Below are 17,351 nucleotides of genomic sequence, written 5' to 3' on the forward strand. Positions count from 1 at the left end.
CCATCCTATAGCACGCCACTTCTTCTCTATACACTCCTACACCAACACTACTCAACCTCTATCTCTTGTAAAAAGGGTTCCACCCTTTGCCTTTGCCCGATGGCATCGCGCCAGGCACCCCATCCGCTTCAAGCAGCGGACGGACAACTAACTTCACGGGCCACTCCTCGCTCTCGAATATCGCATGAGCGAGCGCAGCCCGATCGGAATCGGGAAGCTGCACATGTTGCAGCGCTTCCTTCCAAGCCTGCTCCGTGATCTCCCATAACTTCGTTTCCGGGATGTGATACACCTGGCTAAGTGCCTCCATGATCGCAGCCAGATTCACCTGCGTGCCCAGAGACTGCACATAGAAGATCAGCTTCTGGATCGTCTCGTTATACAGGCTGTTCGAGTAGCCCGGGCGAATATGGTAGGCAGGGTCTGCAATGCCATGCTTGTCCAGATAAGGCTGATGCAGACGTACGGAATCATGATCGCGGAACAAAAGACCTTTTACCTCATTATCCTTTAACACCAGACAGCAGTTCTGACCATGAATCTCAGGTACAACACCCACCTTGAACAGACGCATCACGATATCATAGAACATCGTAGCTATGCTGGTATAAAAGTCGAGGACATCCGTGCTGCTCAGATCATCACCCAGAATGTCCTTTAGTAAATGGTTACCTTCCAGATTCACACCCAGTGCAGCCATTGGAATGACTTTGTAGGCTTCATTAAGCAATTCAGCGGGATACACACGAATCTGTGCAGCCAGATGGCGTGGATGATCATCGAATAGTCCCATGGATTCTGGCATAAAGCCCCACCAATTCTGCTCTTCACACATATACACCTTGTCCTTCAACGTCTCGTCACAAGCAATGGCCTGTCGTAGCATCCGTTCCCCAGCAAGACCATTCAGCAGCTTGACTACGGGAAGATAGCGAGCAGCCCCCAGTGATAGCACACTAACCGGTAGCTTGAGCATCAGATTAAATTCGGTTGACGGAGCCATCGAGCGTAGAGAGGATGTTGCCTGTACGTCACCAACTTCTACGTCCAATACGACAATGCTGCCTTGTTCGATCTCCCCAGTGAATCGGGGCAGAATCACATGCTGCAATTGCCACGGATGTACAGGCATCGGCAGATATTCGTCCAACGTAATCCCTTTTCGGGCAAACTCGGCTTCCACCACTTCGCGCTGAACATCGTCTAACACGTCCAAAATGGACAGTCCATCTCCACACCCTTGCTGTACAGTATCCAGCCGTATAGCCACCCAGCGCAGCGAAATCGCCTTCCCGAATTCCGCTGCGTAACGTGTTACATCTTCTGCGTTGAATCCCACTTTGGCTTTGGACGATGGGTGAAATGGACGATCCCGCAATGCCGCTACACGTTCACCCTTGATAAACCATTCATAAGCAGACGCCGGGACGTTGGCGGACAGATACTGGACTTGTTCCCAGCCCAGAGCATACTGTTCCACAGCAATGTTCAGACTAGCAAGAAACTCTGCCACTCCGGGCTGCGTATAAGCCTCATCCAACAAAGCCTTCTGTAACACCGCACGTCCAACCTCTACCGGAGAATCAAGGAGAACCCAGCTTCCATCTGCTTTCTCCTCGTAGATCGGTGAACCCTCAACCCACTGAGTCCCCTGTCTTACTCCTGCTTCAACCAGACACAGTACACCTTGAGTGTGCAATCTATAGCGAGAAACTACATTCTGATTGGTTTCTTCACCGTCATACTCCTTAAACAATCGACGGAACGGTGCAGGTGCCGTGGCAAAATCAATGAACGAATAACCTTCCAGTGGGAGTAATTGCTCCGACAAGAATGAATTCATCAGATCCGCCATAATCCGGCGTTCAGCGGCTTGCAGACTGGAACGCTTCATCAGTGTTGACATGATTATTGTCCTCCGTTAGATAATGGAATGCCGGGTGCGGATGCCCCAGAAAATCATGATGCGAGATGGTCCAGCAATAAGCTCCAGACTTTTCAAATACAACAATGTCTCCTACCCGTAGCAGCGCTATCTCCGCATCGGAATGCATGCGATCCTTGGGTGTGCATAACTCACCTACAACATGAACTCGACGATCTCTTACCTCTGGACGGACAAACGAGTGCTTCCAGCGGTCCGTCGCCATAATCTGAAACGGATGGTTATGGCCCCATGAAGCAGGCAGACGATTGTGGTGCGTACCTCCCCTTAACACAGCAAAATACTGATCATGAGAGGTTTTGATATCCGTAACCTCTGCAGCATAATACCCGTGGTCTGCTACCAGCAGTCGACCCGATTCGAAATACAGCTGACCTCCGCGTGAAGCAAGGCGCTCTCTGGCTTCACTTTGCTCCAGCAGGGAAGTGAACAAGGGCCAGTCGAATCCGGGGCTGCCATCATACGTAACACCGAACCCACCTCCTGCATTCACCACTTCCACAGGAAGATCATACTGCTGCTGCCACTGCTCCACCTTTTGCAAATACAGTTCGATCATCTCAGCATGCAGCCTGGCGTCCATATTGTTAGATAAGGAGTGAAAGTGGAACCCGCTTAACCGAACCACATCCGCGCCTTCCACACGAATGAGTTCTACGGCTTCTTGCACTGCCTCTTCATCGATGCCAAAAGGACTTGGTCCGCCGCCCATAACAATCTTCGTCCGAGGTAACGTACTGCTTCGCAGATTGATTCGGAGCAGTATGCGAACCACCTGCGCTTGCTCCTGCACCTGCTCCATCGCTCTCTCTTTAGCAATCGCAATGATCCGCCGCAGCTCCAGCAAACTTTCCACATGAATGTAACTCACGCCATTCTCGATGGCTAGCCTCAGCTCGCTCTCCTTTTTACCCGGACCTCCAAACAGAATCGGAACCTCGCGACTTACCGCTCTAACCTTGAGTAGCTCTCCAATCGAAGCCACTTCAAAGCCCTTCACCAATGGAAGCAACGCCTCAATGATTCGCGGATCTGGATTCGCCTTAATGGCGTAGAACAATTCTGTGTTTCCGGGCATGCTGCCCAGCATCTGACCTACCTGTTCCTGAATGCCGGCCAGATCGTAGACATACGCACATACCGGGTCTCCCAATCCGCGTTGTAGTTCATCAATCGCCTGCCATACACTAGGTTTCATATCTGCCCACCCGCATTCCTGTAGTCATTCCGTTTTTGGGCATATGCCCGAAACGCCGTATTCCGATCATCACCAAGCACGTATATATGTACTCCCCGCTCAGCCCAGAGCGACATGTCCTCTACACCTCTAGTGACCGTTGCATAAGGTACTTCGCACTGCTGCGCGGTAGCATGCAATTCATCCAGTGCACGCCTCACATCCGGGTGCTCGGTCTGCCATGGCACGCCGAGGGATTGCGACAGATCCGCCGCCCCTTCCAATACAAAACTCACCTGAGGGTGAGACAGAATCTGTGCACTTTGCCGAATGCCCTCTACACTTTCGATCATGGGTACAACCATCACCTGTTGGTTCGCTTCCCCAATGTATCCCGTGAGCGGATATTTACCGAATACACCGGGACGACCGCTATTCAAGCTCCGCATACCAACCGGATGATAGTAGGCGTGACGAACCGCTTCTTCCACCTGCTCCAGTTGCTCCACATGCGGAATGACGATGCCTTGTGCGCCACAGTCCAGCACTTTAAGAATCTCCGCTCGCTCCACTTTCGAAATCCGAACCAACGGGGTTAAGCCAACCAGTTCCGCAGCCCGAACCAACTCTTCCACCGATTCCATCGATGTTGCGGCATGTTCCAGATCAATAATGACAAAGTCATATTCTGCATGTCCGATCATCTCAATGATCACCGGGTGTGGTATGGATACAAAAAGGCCATAGACTGGCTGTTTGCGTGCAATCTTTTCCTTCAGCGTGTTAATTCTCATTCGACGATTCCCTTTAATTCGGGCGTTCCCTTGGAATCAAGTGCATCCTTCGATACCTTGAGCGGATTGCTTGCCTTACGGAAATACAACTCCCCATCCCCATACAGACGGCGCTTGGTCATCTCTTCGATCAGTGCATCTTCGGCAAAAAGGTCAAATGCAATGAACCGCTCTGCGTATTCCGGGTGCTGCTTCTGATAATCTACAATTACACCTGCGCACAGCTGCCAGAACGCTTCCTCCGACAACCCAAACTTCTCCAAAGCCAGCGCAATATCTGTCATGCAGATAAAGAAGAAGGCATCATACGTATAGTCACGAACTTCCGACACATCTCCGGCATAGATGAAGGAATACCGATTGAACTTGCGGTGGGTTTCCGGCTCGGGGTTCAGCTTCGGAGCCCGTTCCGGGTGTAACAGTTGATCCGGTACGTAGCGAACACCATCATGCAGATCCTTGATAATGATTCGTTTCGGCAGATCATCTTCCAGCACCAAAATGATATTCTGAGCATGAGATTCCAGCGCAATCCCATGTGCATAGAGCAGATGAATAATCGGCAGGGTAACCGTGCGAACTAGAGCCTCGCTCCACTTTTCCACACCATGTCGTTCTACAGCATCCTGAATAAATGGAACACCGTCCCGCTGCACCAACATTAGCGCATTCAGCGGCCACGCCGTCTCGCCTTCCTTCAGATGAACAGATACATTCTCCCGCCAGATGGCACCGAGTGTGCCGTAAGCCCGTCCATACTGCGTTGCAGGCAACTGCTCATAACGGAACGACAATCCCATGATTTCTTTCAAAATGCCAAACTGCGCCTGCTGCAACAGCTCATCTCCACGAACAAGTTCATCCAGCCAATCGCTGATCAGCGGCGCGTTCTGGGTCGTATGCTGTGCCAGAATACGAGTGCTCGATGTGTTGGTGATGCTGAGGGCAAGCTTGATGTAAGGAGATTCCGGGTTCACTCTGTTCGACAGCGAACGGATCGATTGCTGTGCACGATAGGGCGAAGACGATGGACCAAGATACACGATGTCCCGATCCATCAGTTGGCGGGCATATACGGTCTCCAACTGGTGCTCCCACTGCCATGGATGAACAGGAATGAACACATATGAATCATCAGTGACAGCACCTTCTTTCCCATCGCACTCCAGCATCTGATGGAATCGCTGTACGTCCTCTGCGGTCAGATGTTGCCCCACCAATTCTTCAGAGGTATACCCCGCGGATACAGCGGTCTGAGCGAATTCTTTTCTCACAGCAACCCAGACTAATGCAACCTCCGAGTTAAATTCAGGGCCATAAGCGAGATTATCTTTCAGGGAAAATCCCAACCTCGACTTATAGCTCGGGTGGTACAGATGACCGTCGGTCATGTGACTTTCGAGCGCATCATAATGCCGATCCTCACTCGGAATGTTCAAGGGTAATATGGCCCGGCACTGACTGTCCTTTGCCATCGTTTCGAGCAGTTCCTGGATAAAAGCCGTCACATTCGCACCCTTCAAAGCGTTCAGCACGATTTCCTCCAAAAATAGATCCAAATCGGTGCAGATGACACCTTCCCTTTGAATCGAACCCTTCTTCACCTTCACCCGGCCAAATGAAAACTTCCGCTCGGCTTCACACGTGTACGCTACAGAATCGCCGGAAGATGTAAGGCCGCTGGTTCTCCACTCGCTCCCACTTACATGACTGTCCAAGATGCCTTCGAACCACATCGCCTCCAGCGTCTGCCGCATGATCCGTTCCTGTACACCCACGTATACTGCTTCTGTCCTGCCGCCTGCTTCAGCCTTGTATCCCACGACTCCCACGCACTTCACTCCCTATTCGTTTCATTACATTGCTCACCGGCACGTAAGCCGGGGTCTGGCTGATCCCTCTTAGACAACTCACCAGATTTTGTTTGGCCAAAAATGCATCCGTTGTCAGCAGATGTCGCACATATGCATTGCCCGTTCGTTCCAATTCATCTACAAGTACCTCACGTACCTGCTTCCAGAAATGCTCCTCCGATACGTTCACATCTCGCGCCATGGCATGAATCAGAGACCCCAGATGATTGACGATAAAATAGTACGATGTCCGCGCCCAAGCTTTCTCTCGCGAGTAAAATAATAAATCGGACGCAGCACGTTCCTGCTCACTTATAAGTTCCTCATCCACACTGACCCCTTCCAGATCGCGGACGATAAAATCAACAGGCAACCCATCCTCCAAGGTCACAAGGGTATTCTGCAAATGAGCTTCAAAATGAATGCCTTTCTCACCCGCCGCCCGTACAATCGGCAGCAGCGAACATGCCATATAACGATCCAGCCAGCGCTCAGCTATGTCAAGGTCTCCGCCCAGCAACGTCATCAGTCGCGACCGCATCCCAGGAAGGGGTGCCTCAACCAGACTGGATAAGACATACGTATTCGCAGGGTCGAACTCAATGGGCCGATAAGCTATCGTAAACAGACTGGTTAACTCTTCATCATCAAAGGCACATGTCGCTACACCTGTCTCATACGCAATATGGGTGTGCGGTTCAGCACCGAAGCAGTCATGCTGCCTGACGTAATTGGAGGCATCCAGTGTTCTGCGCATCTGCTCGGCACTGTTGGTGCGAATCATGTTGGTGATCTGCATGTTCAGTGACAGCTTGATATTGCAGTTCCATGCTGGAATATAAACTGTACGGACCGAAGAAGTCGGATAGACGATTGGCCCCGCACTGCCAAGCAGGATTAATTTTTCATCTCGAATATAGTGCTGAACTTCGGACAGCTGTGATATGTACGCGTATTGCCATGGATGGACAGGCAGAAGCCCATACATACCACTCTTTTCTTTTAAAATCGGCTCCACATGGCTCCGCAGGAGATCATGCAAATCCATTACCGCCTCGTCATCCACCCATTCCTGCACATAGACATCCTGCCTCACGGCGATATAACAGAGTTGAAACGATGTCCGTAGCTCCGGACTGTACTTCTGCACATCCTGCTCGCTAAAGCCTTTGGAGTTTTTCGGAAACGGATGGAACGGATGACCAACCAACAGTGACTGTTCCGATGTCCGATAGTCGTGGATGTCGAGACCGGCTGCTTGTTCGATGTACAAGGTGAGGTTACCCACACTGTTATCTACCTTTTGTGCAAAATCTCTGGCATACGCCAGCTCTACGCGATTCGTGTTCTCACCCAATGGATGTGCAATATCCACCTCGAGTGAGCTCTTCCTTTTCATCTCACTCTTCAGCATTCCATGTAGATCCGAACTCGCTCCCTGTGCCCCATCTCCACCTAGCTCACATGTGATCCAGCGAACCAGGTCGCGATAATGCACCGCTTCCCCGCCAGATTGCATGCTGAGGTATTCATGCTCTCCCATGGCAGAGTGATATGCCAGCTGTCCCGTCACCTTCACCCCGCTGGCTTGAAAAGCAACAGCGTACGTCAGCGTATTCGGATGGATCCGAATATCGCTTTCCTTCTCTAGCGCAAGCTCACGGATGTAACAGTTCAGCAGCAGCTTGCACGAATGTTCATGGGCCTGCTGCTCAGCCTCAGACCGGAGCTTGTTTTCCATCTCGAACAATGATGCCAACCTTCTTTCGGGTTATAAGTAAGACCAGGGGAAGTGTAAGCAGTATGGCGCAGCCAAGTCCGATACAGATCTCTTTGAGCGCTCCCCATTTGGCCATCTCCATGGACGTTCCTGCCCCGGCAAGCCATTGCCAACGCATATCGTAATACAGGGTCATGCCCATCACCGCAAACGAAGAAGCCAGCCGCTCAATCGTCGTCGATAACACCGACCCTTCGTGCATGTCTTCGTCCGGTAATGCTTGTAAACCGATAGCAGAGATACTCATGCCTGACAGGCCAACGCCAATTCCCCGGCACGCCATGAGTATTCCGATGATCCAGATTGATGCTCCCATGGGCAGAACTGCAAACGACAAGATCGATATCGACACCAACAACGTGCCCCATGCGATAAAATGCCTGGACCGACCGCGATCCAGCAAGCTGCCGCCAATCCACATGAACAGACTTGTACAGATCGACAAGGGAATGAACAGCGCACCGGACAGGGCCGGCGACAGGTGGAAGACGTCCTGGAACAACAACGGCAATGCAAAGATCACGCCAAACATGACACAATCCTGAATGGTCGAGATCAGCACGGTCAGCGGAAAGACGGCATTACGCCGCAGCAACTGGTACCGGATCAACGGTTCCTTGCGACCGTTCTCTGTCTGGACAAAACGAATGAGTAACACTACACCAAGCGCAATCAGCAGCCAAGGTACCCATACTGCCACGACAGGACTTGCGTACAACTGTACCCCTAGACTAAGGGCACCTACCGCACAGATTAGCAGCATGACACTGAAAGGATGCCATTTTTTCCTGCGGGCAGGGATATAAGTTTGAATGACTCGGCCGCACCCGATAAAAGAAAACACAGCCAGCGGCACATTGAGCCAGAACAGCATTTCAAGCCTTCCGTACTGAATGATGAAACCACCCAGCGTTGGACCAGCAGCCGGAGCCAGCATAAGCAGCAAGCCCCACGCTCCGGTAATTCGCCCCCTTACCTCCGGTCCGTATACATCAAACAGCAGCACAAGCGATAACGGAATCATCAGCCCGGCGGCAACCCCATGCATGAAACGGACCAGCAAGAGCACTTCGATGGAGTGATAAAACAACGCACCTGCCACCGAGAACACTCCATAGATACTGATGCCCAACATATACGTCTGTTTACGGCCCAGTCGGTCCACGATCAGGGAAGCCAGCGGCATCGTTAACGTCATGGCGAGCATGTACAATGCGATGATCCATCCGCCTGCTGTCGTAGAGATCTGATAGTATTGCACAAAATAAGGCAGCAGCAGGTTAAATGCACTGTTGGTCAGCACCAGCGAAAAAGCACCGATCAGAATCGCGAGTAATACTGCATGCCTCTTCATCAGGGACAGCTTCAGCATGCGGCCGTTGCTAAGGCAATCGCTTCAGTTACCGATTTCTCAAAGATCGCGAGGATCGCGTTCGATTCCTGCTCTGTAATATTCAGCGGCGGCAGAAAACGAACAACAGCTGAATGACGCCCGCCCAGCTCCACAATTAATCCATTCTTGAAACATTCACGCTGAATAGACTCAGCCAGCGCACCATTAGGCAGATAATGTCCAAGGCGATCCTTGCGTCCTGCTGGATCAACCACTTCAACGCCGATCATCAACCCTCTGCCCCGCACGTCACCAATCTCTGCATACCGTTCTTCCAATGCATTCAGTTGATTCATGAACTGCTCGCTACGCAGATTTACGTTGTGCAAGATATCCTGTTCCCGGATATAGCGAAGTGTGGCAAGCCCCGCAGCCATGGCTAGCTGATTGCCACGGAACGTACCTGTGTGTGCACCAGGCTGCCATTGGTCCAGCTCTTCTTTGTAGATGACAACAGACATCGGTAGACTACCGCCAACCGCTTTGGAGCAGATGATTACATCGGGTATGATTCCGGCATGTTCAAATGAAAACATTCGCCCTGTCCGTCCGATGCCTGTCTGCACCTCGTCAATAATGAGCGGAATATTTCGCTCTGCTGTGATACGGCGTAACTCCTTGAGCCATTCGATATCCGCTGGAATCGCTCCGCCCTCTCCCTGTACCGTCTCCACAATGACCCCGCAGGGTGCCGCAATACCGCTCTCGCAATCATCGAGCAAATTCTCGATATACTGTGCGCTTAATTGGGCCGTCATGCCTTCACCAACACCAAATGGGCAACGGTATTCATAAGGAAAAGGCAGGAAATGCACATCCGGCAGCAGGCTTTGCAGATGTTGTTTCTTGCTCAGGTTGCCACTCATCGACATGGTCGCTTGGGTTGAACCGTGATATCCACCTTGAAAGGCAAGAATGGACTTGCCACCTGTGGCATGTTTAACCAGCTTAATGGCTGCTTCTACGGCATCCGCTCCGGTTGGACCACAGAACTGAATCTTGGCTTTATCTCGCATTTCTTCCGGAAGGATGGAGAATAGTTCTTGCATATATGAAAGCTTCAGCGGCGTTGCCAAATCCAGTGTATGTAGCGGAATCTGCTGATCCAGAACATCGCGAATGGCGTTGACCACCGTGTCATGGTTATGTCCCAACGCCAATGTTCCTGCACCAGCCAGGCAGTCGTAGAATACGCGGCCTTCCGTATCGGTAATCTTCACCCCATGGGCCTTGCTAATGACAAGCGGGAAATGTCTGGGGTACGATCTTGCATTGGATTCCTTCTCATTTTGCATCTTCAGATATTCCGTCTGCACCTCTACTGACATAGCCCTATAACGCTCCTTATAATCGATTCAGGCTGAACCTGCTGCCTGTGATTCTTGTTTTATATCTTTTATGCGTTGTTATACGTCTCATACTCGAGTTGTTCCCGACAAAGGTATTCCAGGTATAACCGAACTACATCACGAGTTGTTCCACCATGGGGAAAGACGTGGTGTGTCATATCTGGCAAAGCGTTCACTTCCAGGATGCCTCCCTGATCTCTGGAGATCGGCGTGCGGATATCACGACAACGAACATCGATCCCAGCGACATCAATCTGAAGAGTCTTTGCCGCCTGAATGATCATTCGGGCATTTTCGGGATGAATGATTTCGGTACAATCCTTGTAGAATTCACTGATTTTTCCGGCGGCTGAGTTACGGAGATCGTATAGCTCGATTTCTTTTCCAGCGGCAGGTACTTCATCCAGTGTTATCCCTTGTGCTCGTAATACCTCCAGCAGACGTTCAGCTTCTGCATCAACCTGGGGAAAAGCTTCATACTCGCCAATGTACGTCATCTCGATTCGATCCTGATTCAACTGCTTGATTAATGCCCGAACGGTTGAAGTCCCGTTACCCTCGACATAGACAGGTCTATACTCATTTACAGCCGCCACTTCACCGTTAATAATCAGCACTCTGTAATCAATTCCAGTTACATATTGCTGTAGCATAATGCTGCTGCCATGAACACCCGCAAGACGAATGGCTACCTCCAGTTCATCTTCGGTACGCACATCCAACGTCACGCCCATACTACTGCTCGCATCCAGCGGTTTCACCACAATGGAGCCATGTCTTTTCAGAAAATCTGCTGCTTCGCTTCCCATCTCCGGGATCACGATAAATGACGGTACGGGCATGCCCTGTTCATGCAGCAACCTATTACATGCCTGCTTGTTCTTCGCGAGTAAACCAGCAATTAACGGCAGACGATGAGATCTGGTTTTGTTAATGATGATTTGCTTGTCTCCTACAGACAGCTTCAGAAAATCTTCGCATCCCTCAAGAAGTGGATCACAGGCGATGCCCATTTCTCTCGCTTTGCTTATAATGAGTCGGTTTTGCAGATTATGAATCCCTTTCGGAAACACTGAAAATCCTCCTCGATCGAATGAAGGTACTCGCACCTATATAAGTCGAATTAAAGATTATTTACGCTGACACTACAATGACAGAACAACCTTCCAATCGCTGTTATCCCCAGATTTTTTTGATTCCCTTTTCTCAAGGGAAAAATCCGGGGATAAAGGCGAACGCTTCGCTTTTTCAGGTTTTTTCTGTCCTCTCCGTTGCATGTAAATGATTAATTCAACTTATATTGCTCATACGTTCATCATTTTTTTGTAATTATAAATTGATAATGATTATCAATATCATACAAGATCTATTTTATGGCAATTCGAACTATATTGTCAATAATAAACTTTTAAGGAAAAATAAGATGTAATTTGTTAGGGGTTTGAGTCGATGTAGGTATGCTTTTATCGAATAGTAGGCACAACAAACCGGGCAAGCCTGGGACATGGTTTTACCAACGGCTTGCCTAATTTGTTATCTGTATGCTCATGCAATGGAGTTGATGTGGATGGTTGAATCAGTATTGAAGTAATCAAAAGCCGACTTTTTGATCGTCAAGCCAGTTGTGTATAACGCTGTTCCCCATTCAGCTTCCTTCCTCTTCCATGTGGGATGCAGGTTGGTGTGCCAAACAGCGGATCGACCGCAATCTCACACTCCATCTGGAAAACCTTACGAACCATCTCTTGTGTAACGATATCCTCCGGTTTACCTTCTGCGTAGATGGACTTGTTGTGAACAGCTACAATGTGATGCGCATACCGACACGCGAGGTTCAGATCATGAAGCACCATGACAATGGTACGTCCTTCCCGTTCGTTCAACTCGAACAACAGATCAAGGATATCAATCTGATGTGTCATATCCAGATAGGTTGTAGGTTCATCCAGCAGCAACGTTTCCGTTCCCTGCGCGAGGGTCATCGCAATCCAGGCACGCTGACGCTGTCCACCAGACAATGCATCCACAGGCCGATCGGCGAGTTCCGTCAGATGTGTAGACTCCAGTGCCAGCTTGACCATACGCTCATCCTCTCGGGACCATTGCTTCAGCCACGTTTGATGTGGATAACGACCTTGCTTGACCAGCTGATTCACTGTCAATCCTTCTGGAGCGGTCGGACCCTGCGGCAAGATAGACATGCGCCTTGAAATCTCTTTGGTCGGCAGCTTTGCAATCTCTTCACCATCCAGTAGCACCGAACCTGAGCTGGATTTCAGCAATCGGGCCATCGTGCGCAACAACGTGGATTTGCCACAGCCGTTACTTCCAATTAGGACGGTGATCTGCCCCTTGGGAATGGTCAGGTTTAAATTTTCAATAATGGGATCTGCTCCATAGGAGATAGTAAGCTCCTTGGCTTCCAGAATACTCACGGCTCTCTCCTCCTCAAAACTGATTTCGATTCTTGAACAACAGATACAGGAAAAATGGTGCGCCTACGCCTGCGGTGAATACCCCTGCGGGAACATCCAGCGGTAGAAAGGCAGTGCGGGCAATCAAATCTGCAACAAATACAAGCAAAGCACCGACCAGTCCGGACACAATCAGCATACTGCCAAACATCCGTCCAACCAGCTTCCGGGCAATATGTGGAGCGATCAGACCCACAAAGCCAATGGTTCCGGCAACCGCGACGGCGATTCCAGCCAGCAGTACACTGCATAACAACAACGCTGAACGATGCCATTGAACAGTCACACCCAGCCCTGTGGCCAGATCATCTCCGAACTCCTGTGCATTCAGACTGCGGGCGAACCAGATCGCCAGAGGAACAACAATAATGATAACCGGGAGAATGGTTCGGACATCGGTCCACGATGCTCCGTATATACTTCCTGTCAGCCAGATATAGGCTTGACCTGCCGTGTAGAACGGACTCAGGATTAGCATAAAGGTCGTTCCGGCCCCGGTAATGGCTGACACTCCAATTCCGATCAACACCAGGCGGATCGGACTGACTCCCTTTTTCCAAGCAAGCACGTAGATAATCAATGCCGTCACAAGCGCACCAACGATGGCGAACAGTGGTAACAGCTTGATGCTTACCGCTCCGCCCAGCAATGTAACAAAACCTACAGCCGCAACAGCTGCTCCGCCAGTGATACCAATGACATCCGGTGATGCCAGCGGGTTACGGATAATGCCTTGCAGGAGCGTACCTGACATCCCGAGGGCTGCACCTACGAGCAAAGATAGTAATACTCGTGGCAGTCTCAAGGTCAGCACGACGAAATCATGCTCGCCTGCATTCACACCGAATATCGTTCTGAGCACATCCAGCGGAGATATAAAGTCACTGCCCACACTGGTCCCTACAACCCCTGCCACGAGGAACAAGAGGATACATATGCCGATAACAGCCAGTGATTTTCGTTCCAATTGCACCGAGATGGTGTCTTTTTTGTTGCGGAAAGTCAACATCTTCCTCATATCTTCGTCACCCCCTTGCGGGCAATGTACACGAAGAAAGGTCCGCCAATTAGTGCAGTCATGACACCAAGTGGAACTTCCTGCGGCATGATTACCAGTCTTGCAACCACATCCGCAGACAGCAGCAGAATCGCTCCCCCTACAATAGAGTAGGGAACAAGCCAGCGGTAATCGTTGCCTACCAGTGCACGCATGATATGCGGGACAATCAGGCCTACGAGACCGATCGAACCAGCTACGGCAACAGAACCACCTGCGAGCAATACGGTAACAATACCCATGAGCACCTTGACCAGAAGTACATTCTGTCCCATGCCTTTGGCGATATCGTCACCCGTCAGCAGCAGATTGATGGCTCTGCCCATGAACAGAGAAACAATAGCTGCGGCTGTCATGTAAGGCAGAACAGGATATAACATATCCAACGTCCGACCACTTACTGAACCGGCAAGCCAGAACAGTACATCCTGCAATCCGGTTCCATCCAGCACCAGAATGGCCTGTGTGAACGAGGCAAACAATGCTGAGATGGCCGTCCCCGCCAGTACAATTTTGATCGGTGTCAGGCCATCACGACCGAGGGAACCCAGCGCATATACAATCGCCGCGGCAACCGCAGCTCCGGCAAAGCCAAACCACATCATGGTGGTGAGCGAGGATACGGACAATACAACGATGGCAATGACAATAAAAAAGATCGCACCTGCGTTGATTCCAAACACACTCGGTGATGCAAGCGGATTACGTGTTAATGCCTGCATTAGTCCACCCGCCACGGCCAAACTTGCACCAACGACAGCGGCAATAATGGTACGTGGCAGTCGCTCCGTCAGGAGCACCACATGTTCCACCGAACTCTCGTCATAGAATTGCAGCGCATCCCATGCCATCTGAAACGTGATATGCGTGCGTCCCAGAATCATGCTGGCTAGGCAAGCAAGTAGAAGTAATATGAATAAACCAGCCAGTCCATAGACTTTGGCACTTGCCTTCGTAAAAAGGGGAAACATATTCTCACTCTTTCATCTGTAAAATGACAAAAGACCTGCCTGCCCATACACTTCGTTAACGAATGTCCTGGTGCATGGCAGGTCCTGCTCCTGTTAGTTAGTTCAGGTTGAACTGCTTATATAGATCGTCCAGCATCATGTTGGCCGATGTGTATCCACCTGCCATGTTCCAGGCCACTTCATCGACCTGAATCAGTTGGTTGTTCTTGACTGCATCAAGATTTTTCCAAAGAGGACTGCTGGTCCAATCATCATAATTTTTCTGAATCGCATCGGTTTCGGTGCCTGAATTAAAGTTAAAGATCATGTCCGCATTCATATCTGGAATGTTCTCTTTGGAAGTCAATTCAACGCCCCATGTGTCTGCATCATGTCCAGCAGGTCTGGTGAACCCAAGTTCATTCAGAATTTTACCTGCGTATCCCATGTAGAAAATACGGACCTGATCGGCTCTAAAGTTCGTGATGGTTGCTTCAATTGGCAGACGATCACCCATTTTCTCTTTGAAATCAGCTACACGGCCATCCCAATCAGACAACAGTTTATCCGATTGCTCAACCATATTCATCGCTTCACCAGTCGTCTTCACGGTTTCTTTCCAGTCAAACAACGTTTCCGTCACTACCGTTGGGGCGATCTGTGACAATTGCTCATAGATCTCTTCATGTCTGATCTTCGTAGCAATGATCAAGTCCGGCTTCAACTTGTTGATCTCTTCCAGATTGGGCTGGGATTCCTGACCCACTTGTGGAACTCCATCCAGGTCTGCTCTCAGATATTCATAGACTGGCTGCTGAACCCATGATTCGACAATACCTGTTGGTTTCACGCCAAGTGCAACAACTACATCATTCGCACCCTGGAACAGTGTCACGATTTTTTGCGGGGTTCCCTTAATTGTGGTTTCGCCCATAGCATGTTTGATCACTCTTGCTTGATCATCTGTTGTACTACCCGATGTACCGCTTTCATTATTACTTTCATTACTACTTGCTGCCGTACTGGACGTATTCGTTGTCTCAGCGCTTCCACCTGAAGCACAACCAGCAAGCAGTGAAATCATCAGAATAAGTGCTGCATAAATATATAACTTTTTCTTTACCTTGAACATGTAACCCGACTCCCCTTTTCTCTGTAAATGATATTGAATCTCATTATCAATTGTATTGTAATAGAGATGAATCCATTATACAAGCATTTTATTTGGAAAAAGTTCTCACGTCATGTCGAACTTTGTCAAGTACATAAACAGCTTTAAACAAGGAACTTTCGCCTACATACATATAATATAAGTAAATATAATTTACACTTCGTAAATACATATATGTAATTTTTTTGATACTATTTTTTGAATGAATTGAAAACACCTCACCGTAAATTCCTCTACGGCAAGGCGTCTTCAACTTTGCATAATTAATCATAATCACTTATAAAAAAACGTTCTAACAATCCGTTTAATTATAGCTGGTTGTCAGCCACTGAACGGGTGTCCATACAACCTGCCCGCACCGGCACCACCGCTCGCATTCAGTTTCGTCTGCAAGTCAGCTGGGTAAACTGCATCGTAGCTATAGGGCAAGGATGCAAATCCGTTCCAAGCTCCCGCTGCTGGGCCTGGTGCCAGTGGGCTTTTGGCATCCTCACTTCCCCCTCTATAGCTTGTTCCATTCCATACGTATATCGTATCGATTGCATCGATTTTTCCCGTGTAATTACTCTTGGACGTACTCGATGTAATCTTCTTTTTGATCTCCCAAGTATCGGCATTATCCAAAACAATATTGTACACATATACATTACCTCCACGTACACGCGGCATGCGAATATGCAACAGCATGAAAGGATATGAAAAAACCAAATTACTGTAAATGGATACCTGTAATTTCTTGTCGTACTATGTTAGATTATCCATTGGAATAATATCACATATATAGACAGGGGAAATTGTAACGTGAAAAAATCTTGGGTTCTATCCATTATTATGAGTTTTGTTTTGCTTGGTGGGGTATTCGCACCTGCAGGGTCCTATGCCGCTGCTGCGGATGACTCAACCACTACATATTCGGAAGACGAATACTATGAAGAAATTGACACGTCAGAACAAGAACCGGAACGGGAACTTACAGCCGAAGAAGAAGATTTCCTGAACTATCTGGATCTACTGGATAGCGCAGCGGTATATGAGGAGAAAGCCTTCAATGCTTTGGGCAGTGGATTTTACATTACATCCTCCAATCGCAAGTCCGTTTTCCTGAAACTCACCAACACAGCGATTCCTAACTACACTAAATATGTATCCAAGCTGAAGCTGATTAAACCGCAAAATAAAGAGCTGCAAAAAATCCATGCCAACTTGATCAAAGGTAGCTATACACAGCTGGAAGGATTCCAACTCGCTAAAAAATCTGTCTCCAAAACAACGGTAAACAGCGCTGTCCTCAAACAAGCTAATGCCAAAATTGCTGCTGGTAAGAAAAATATCGAAAAGTATCAAAAAGAACTAGCTGCCTACTCCTATAAGCTTGGTTATGAATTTTAAAAAATAGTAACCGCAGCTA

Annotated in this window: 14 protein-coding genes; 1 reads left to right on the forward strand and 13 read right to left on the reverse strand. The window is 49.3% G+C overall.

Going from position 1 to position 17,351, the window contains the following annotated elements; translation table 11 throughout:
• Positions 1 to 58: 58 nt before the first annotated feature.
• From HF638_RS27690 to HF638_RS27750, 13 genes are all read right to left on the reverse strand, one after another.
• The gene (locus tag HF638_RS27690; protein WP_169483110.1) at positions 59 to 1,906 is read right to left on the reverse strand and encodes an IucA/IucC family protein; all 1,848 of its coding nucleotides are present in this window, start codon (positions 1,904 to 1,906) and stop codon (positions 59 to 61) included.
• Complete coding sequence (locus HF638_RS27695) at positions 1,866 to 3,143, reverse strand: type III PLP-dependent enzyme (RefSeq protein WP_169483111.1); 1,278 nt, start codon at positions 3,141 to 3,143, stop codon at positions 1,866 to 1,868. The genes HF638_RS27690 and HF638_RS27695 overlap by 41 nt, the downstream gene beginning before the upstream one ends.
• Entirely contained in the window at positions 3,140 to 3,916 is a 777-nt protein-coding gene (locus HF638_RS27700) for an HpcH/HpaI aldolase family protein (protein WP_169483112.1), read from the reverse strand. Before HF638_RS27700 ends, HF638_RS27695 begins: the two co-directional genes overlap by 4 nt.
• Positions 3,913 to 5,748 carry an IucA/IucC family protein gene (locus HF638_RS27705; protein ID WP_169483113.1) on the reverse strand — a complete coding sequence of 612 codons (1,836 nt, stop codon included), beginning with the start codon at positions 5,746 to 5,748 and terminating at the stop codon, positions 3,913 to 3,915. The genes HF638_RS27700 and HF638_RS27705 overlap by 4 nt, the downstream gene beginning before the upstream one ends.
• Positions 5,723 to 7,510, reverse strand: coding sequence for an IucA/IucC family protein (locus HF638_RS27710; RefSeq protein ID WP_248278297.1), 1,788 nt, complete (start codon positions 7,508 to 7,510; stop codon positions 5,723 to 5,725). Before HF638_RS27710 ends, HF638_RS27705 begins: the two co-directional genes overlap by 26 nt.
• Positions 7,488 to 8,903, reverse strand: coding sequence for an MFS transporter (locus HF638_RS27715; protein WP_248278295.1), 1,416 nt, complete (start codon positions 8,901 to 8,903; stop codon positions 7,488 to 7,490). Before HF638_RS27715 ends, HF638_RS27710 begins: the two co-directional genes overlap by 23 nt.
• Before the next feature lie 11 nt (positions 8,904 to 8,914).
• Positions 8,915 to 10,270, reverse strand: coding sequence for a diaminobutyrate--2-oxoglutarate transaminase (locus tag HF638_RS27720; protein ID WP_169483116.1), 1,356 nt, complete (start codon positions 10,268 to 10,270; stop codon positions 8,915 to 8,917).
• A 68-nt stretch (positions 10,271 to 10,338) separates the two neighbouring features.
• The gene (locus HF638_RS27725) at positions 10,339 to 11,364 is read right to left on the reverse strand and encodes an ATP-grasp domain-containing protein (protein ID WP_169483117.1); all 1,026 of its coding nucleotides are present in this window, start codon (positions 11,362 to 11,364) and stop codon (positions 10,339 to 10,341) included.
• Positions 11,365 to 11,904: 540 nt separating this feature from the next.
• Entirely contained in the window at positions 11,905 to 12,726 is an 822-nt protein-coding gene (locus HF638_RS27730) for an ABC transporter ATP-binding protein (protein WP_062837465.1), read from the reverse strand.
• Between the two features lie 13 nt (positions 12,727 to 12,739).
• Positions 12,740 to 13,783 carry a FecCD family ABC transporter permease gene (locus HF638_RS27735; RefSeq protein ID WP_169483118.1) on the reverse strand — a complete coding sequence of 348 codons (1,044 nt, stop codon included), beginning with the start codon at positions 13,781 to 13,783 and terminating at the stop codon, positions 12,740 to 12,742.
• Positions 13,780 to 14,793 carry a FecCD family ABC transporter permease gene (locus HF638_RS27740; RefSeq protein WP_169483119.1) on the reverse strand — a complete coding sequence of 338 codons (1,014 nt, stop codon included), beginning with the start codon at positions 14,791 to 14,793 and terminating at the stop codon, positions 13,780 to 13,782. Before HF638_RS27740 ends, HF638_RS27735 begins: the two co-directional genes overlap by 4 nt.
• Before the next feature lie 97 nt (positions 14,794 to 14,890).
• Positions 14,891 to 15,904: an ABC transporter substrate-binding protein gene (locus tag HF638_RS27745; protein ID WP_169483120.1), complete on the reverse strand. Its 1,014-nt coding sequence runs from the start codon at positions 15,902 to 15,904 to the stop codon at positions 14,891 to 14,893.
• Between the two features lie 360 nt (positions 15,905 to 16,264).
• Positions 16,265 to 16,582 (reverse strand): hypothetical protein, encoded by a 318-nt coding sequence (locus HF638_RS27750; RefSeq protein WP_169483121.1) that lies wholly within the window; start codon positions 16,580 to 16,582, stop codon positions 16,265 to 16,267.
• A gap of 162 nt (positions 16,583 to 16,744) precedes the next feature.
• Here HF638_RS27750 and HF638_RS27755 point away from each other — a divergent pair, with 162 nt between their 5' ends.
• Complete coding sequence (locus HF638_RS27755; protein ID WP_169483122.1) at positions 16,745 to 17,332, forward strand: hypothetical protein; 588 nt, start codon at positions 16,745 to 16,747, stop codon at positions 17,330 to 17,332.
• Positions 17,333 to 17,351: the final 19 nt, after the last annotated feature.

Source organism: Paenibacillus sp. SZ31 (assembly GCF_012912005.1).
GTDB lineage: Bacteria > Bacillota > Bacilli > Paenibacillales > Paenibacillaceae > Paenibacillus.

Bases quoted from the DNA above. Each gene is read 5' to 3' on its own strand.
- HF638_RS27740 (WP_169483119.1), bottom strand. From the start codon at position 14,793: ATGTTTCCCCTTTTTACGAAGGCAAGTGCCAAAGTCTATGGACTGGCT.
- HF638_RS27745 (WP_169483120.1), bottom strand. From the start codon at position 15,904: ATGTTCAAGGTAAAGAAAAAGTTATATATTTATGCAGCACTTATTCTG.
- HF638_RS27710 (WP_248278297.1), bottom strand. From the start codon at position 7,510: ATGGAAAACAAGCTCCGGTCTGAGGCTGAGCAGCAGGCCCATGAACAT.
- HF638_RS27735 (WP_169483118.1), bottom strand. From the start codon at position 13,783: ATGAGGAAGATGTTGACTTTCCGCAACAAAAAAGACACCATCTCGGTG.
- HF638_RS27695 (WP_169483111.1), bottom strand. From the start codon at position 3,143: ATGAAACCTAGTGTATGGCAGGCGATTGATGAACTACAACGCGGATTG.
- HF638_RS27720 (WP_169483116.1), bottom strand. From the start codon at position 10,270: ATGTCAGTAGAGGTGCAGACGGAATATCTGAAGATGCAAAATGAGAAG.
- HF638_RS27715 (WP_248278295.1), bottom strand. From the start codon at position 8,903: ATGAAGAGGCATGCAGTATTACTCGCGATTCTGATCGGTGCTTTTTCG.
- HF638_RS27700 (WP_169483112.1), bottom strand. From the start codon at position 3,916: ATGAGAATTAACACGCTGAAGGAAAAGATTGCACGCAAACAGCCAGTC.
- HF638_RS27690 (WP_169483110.1), bottom strand. From the start codon at position 1,906: ATGTCAACACTGATGAAGCGTTCCAGTCTGCAAGCCGCTGAACGCCGG.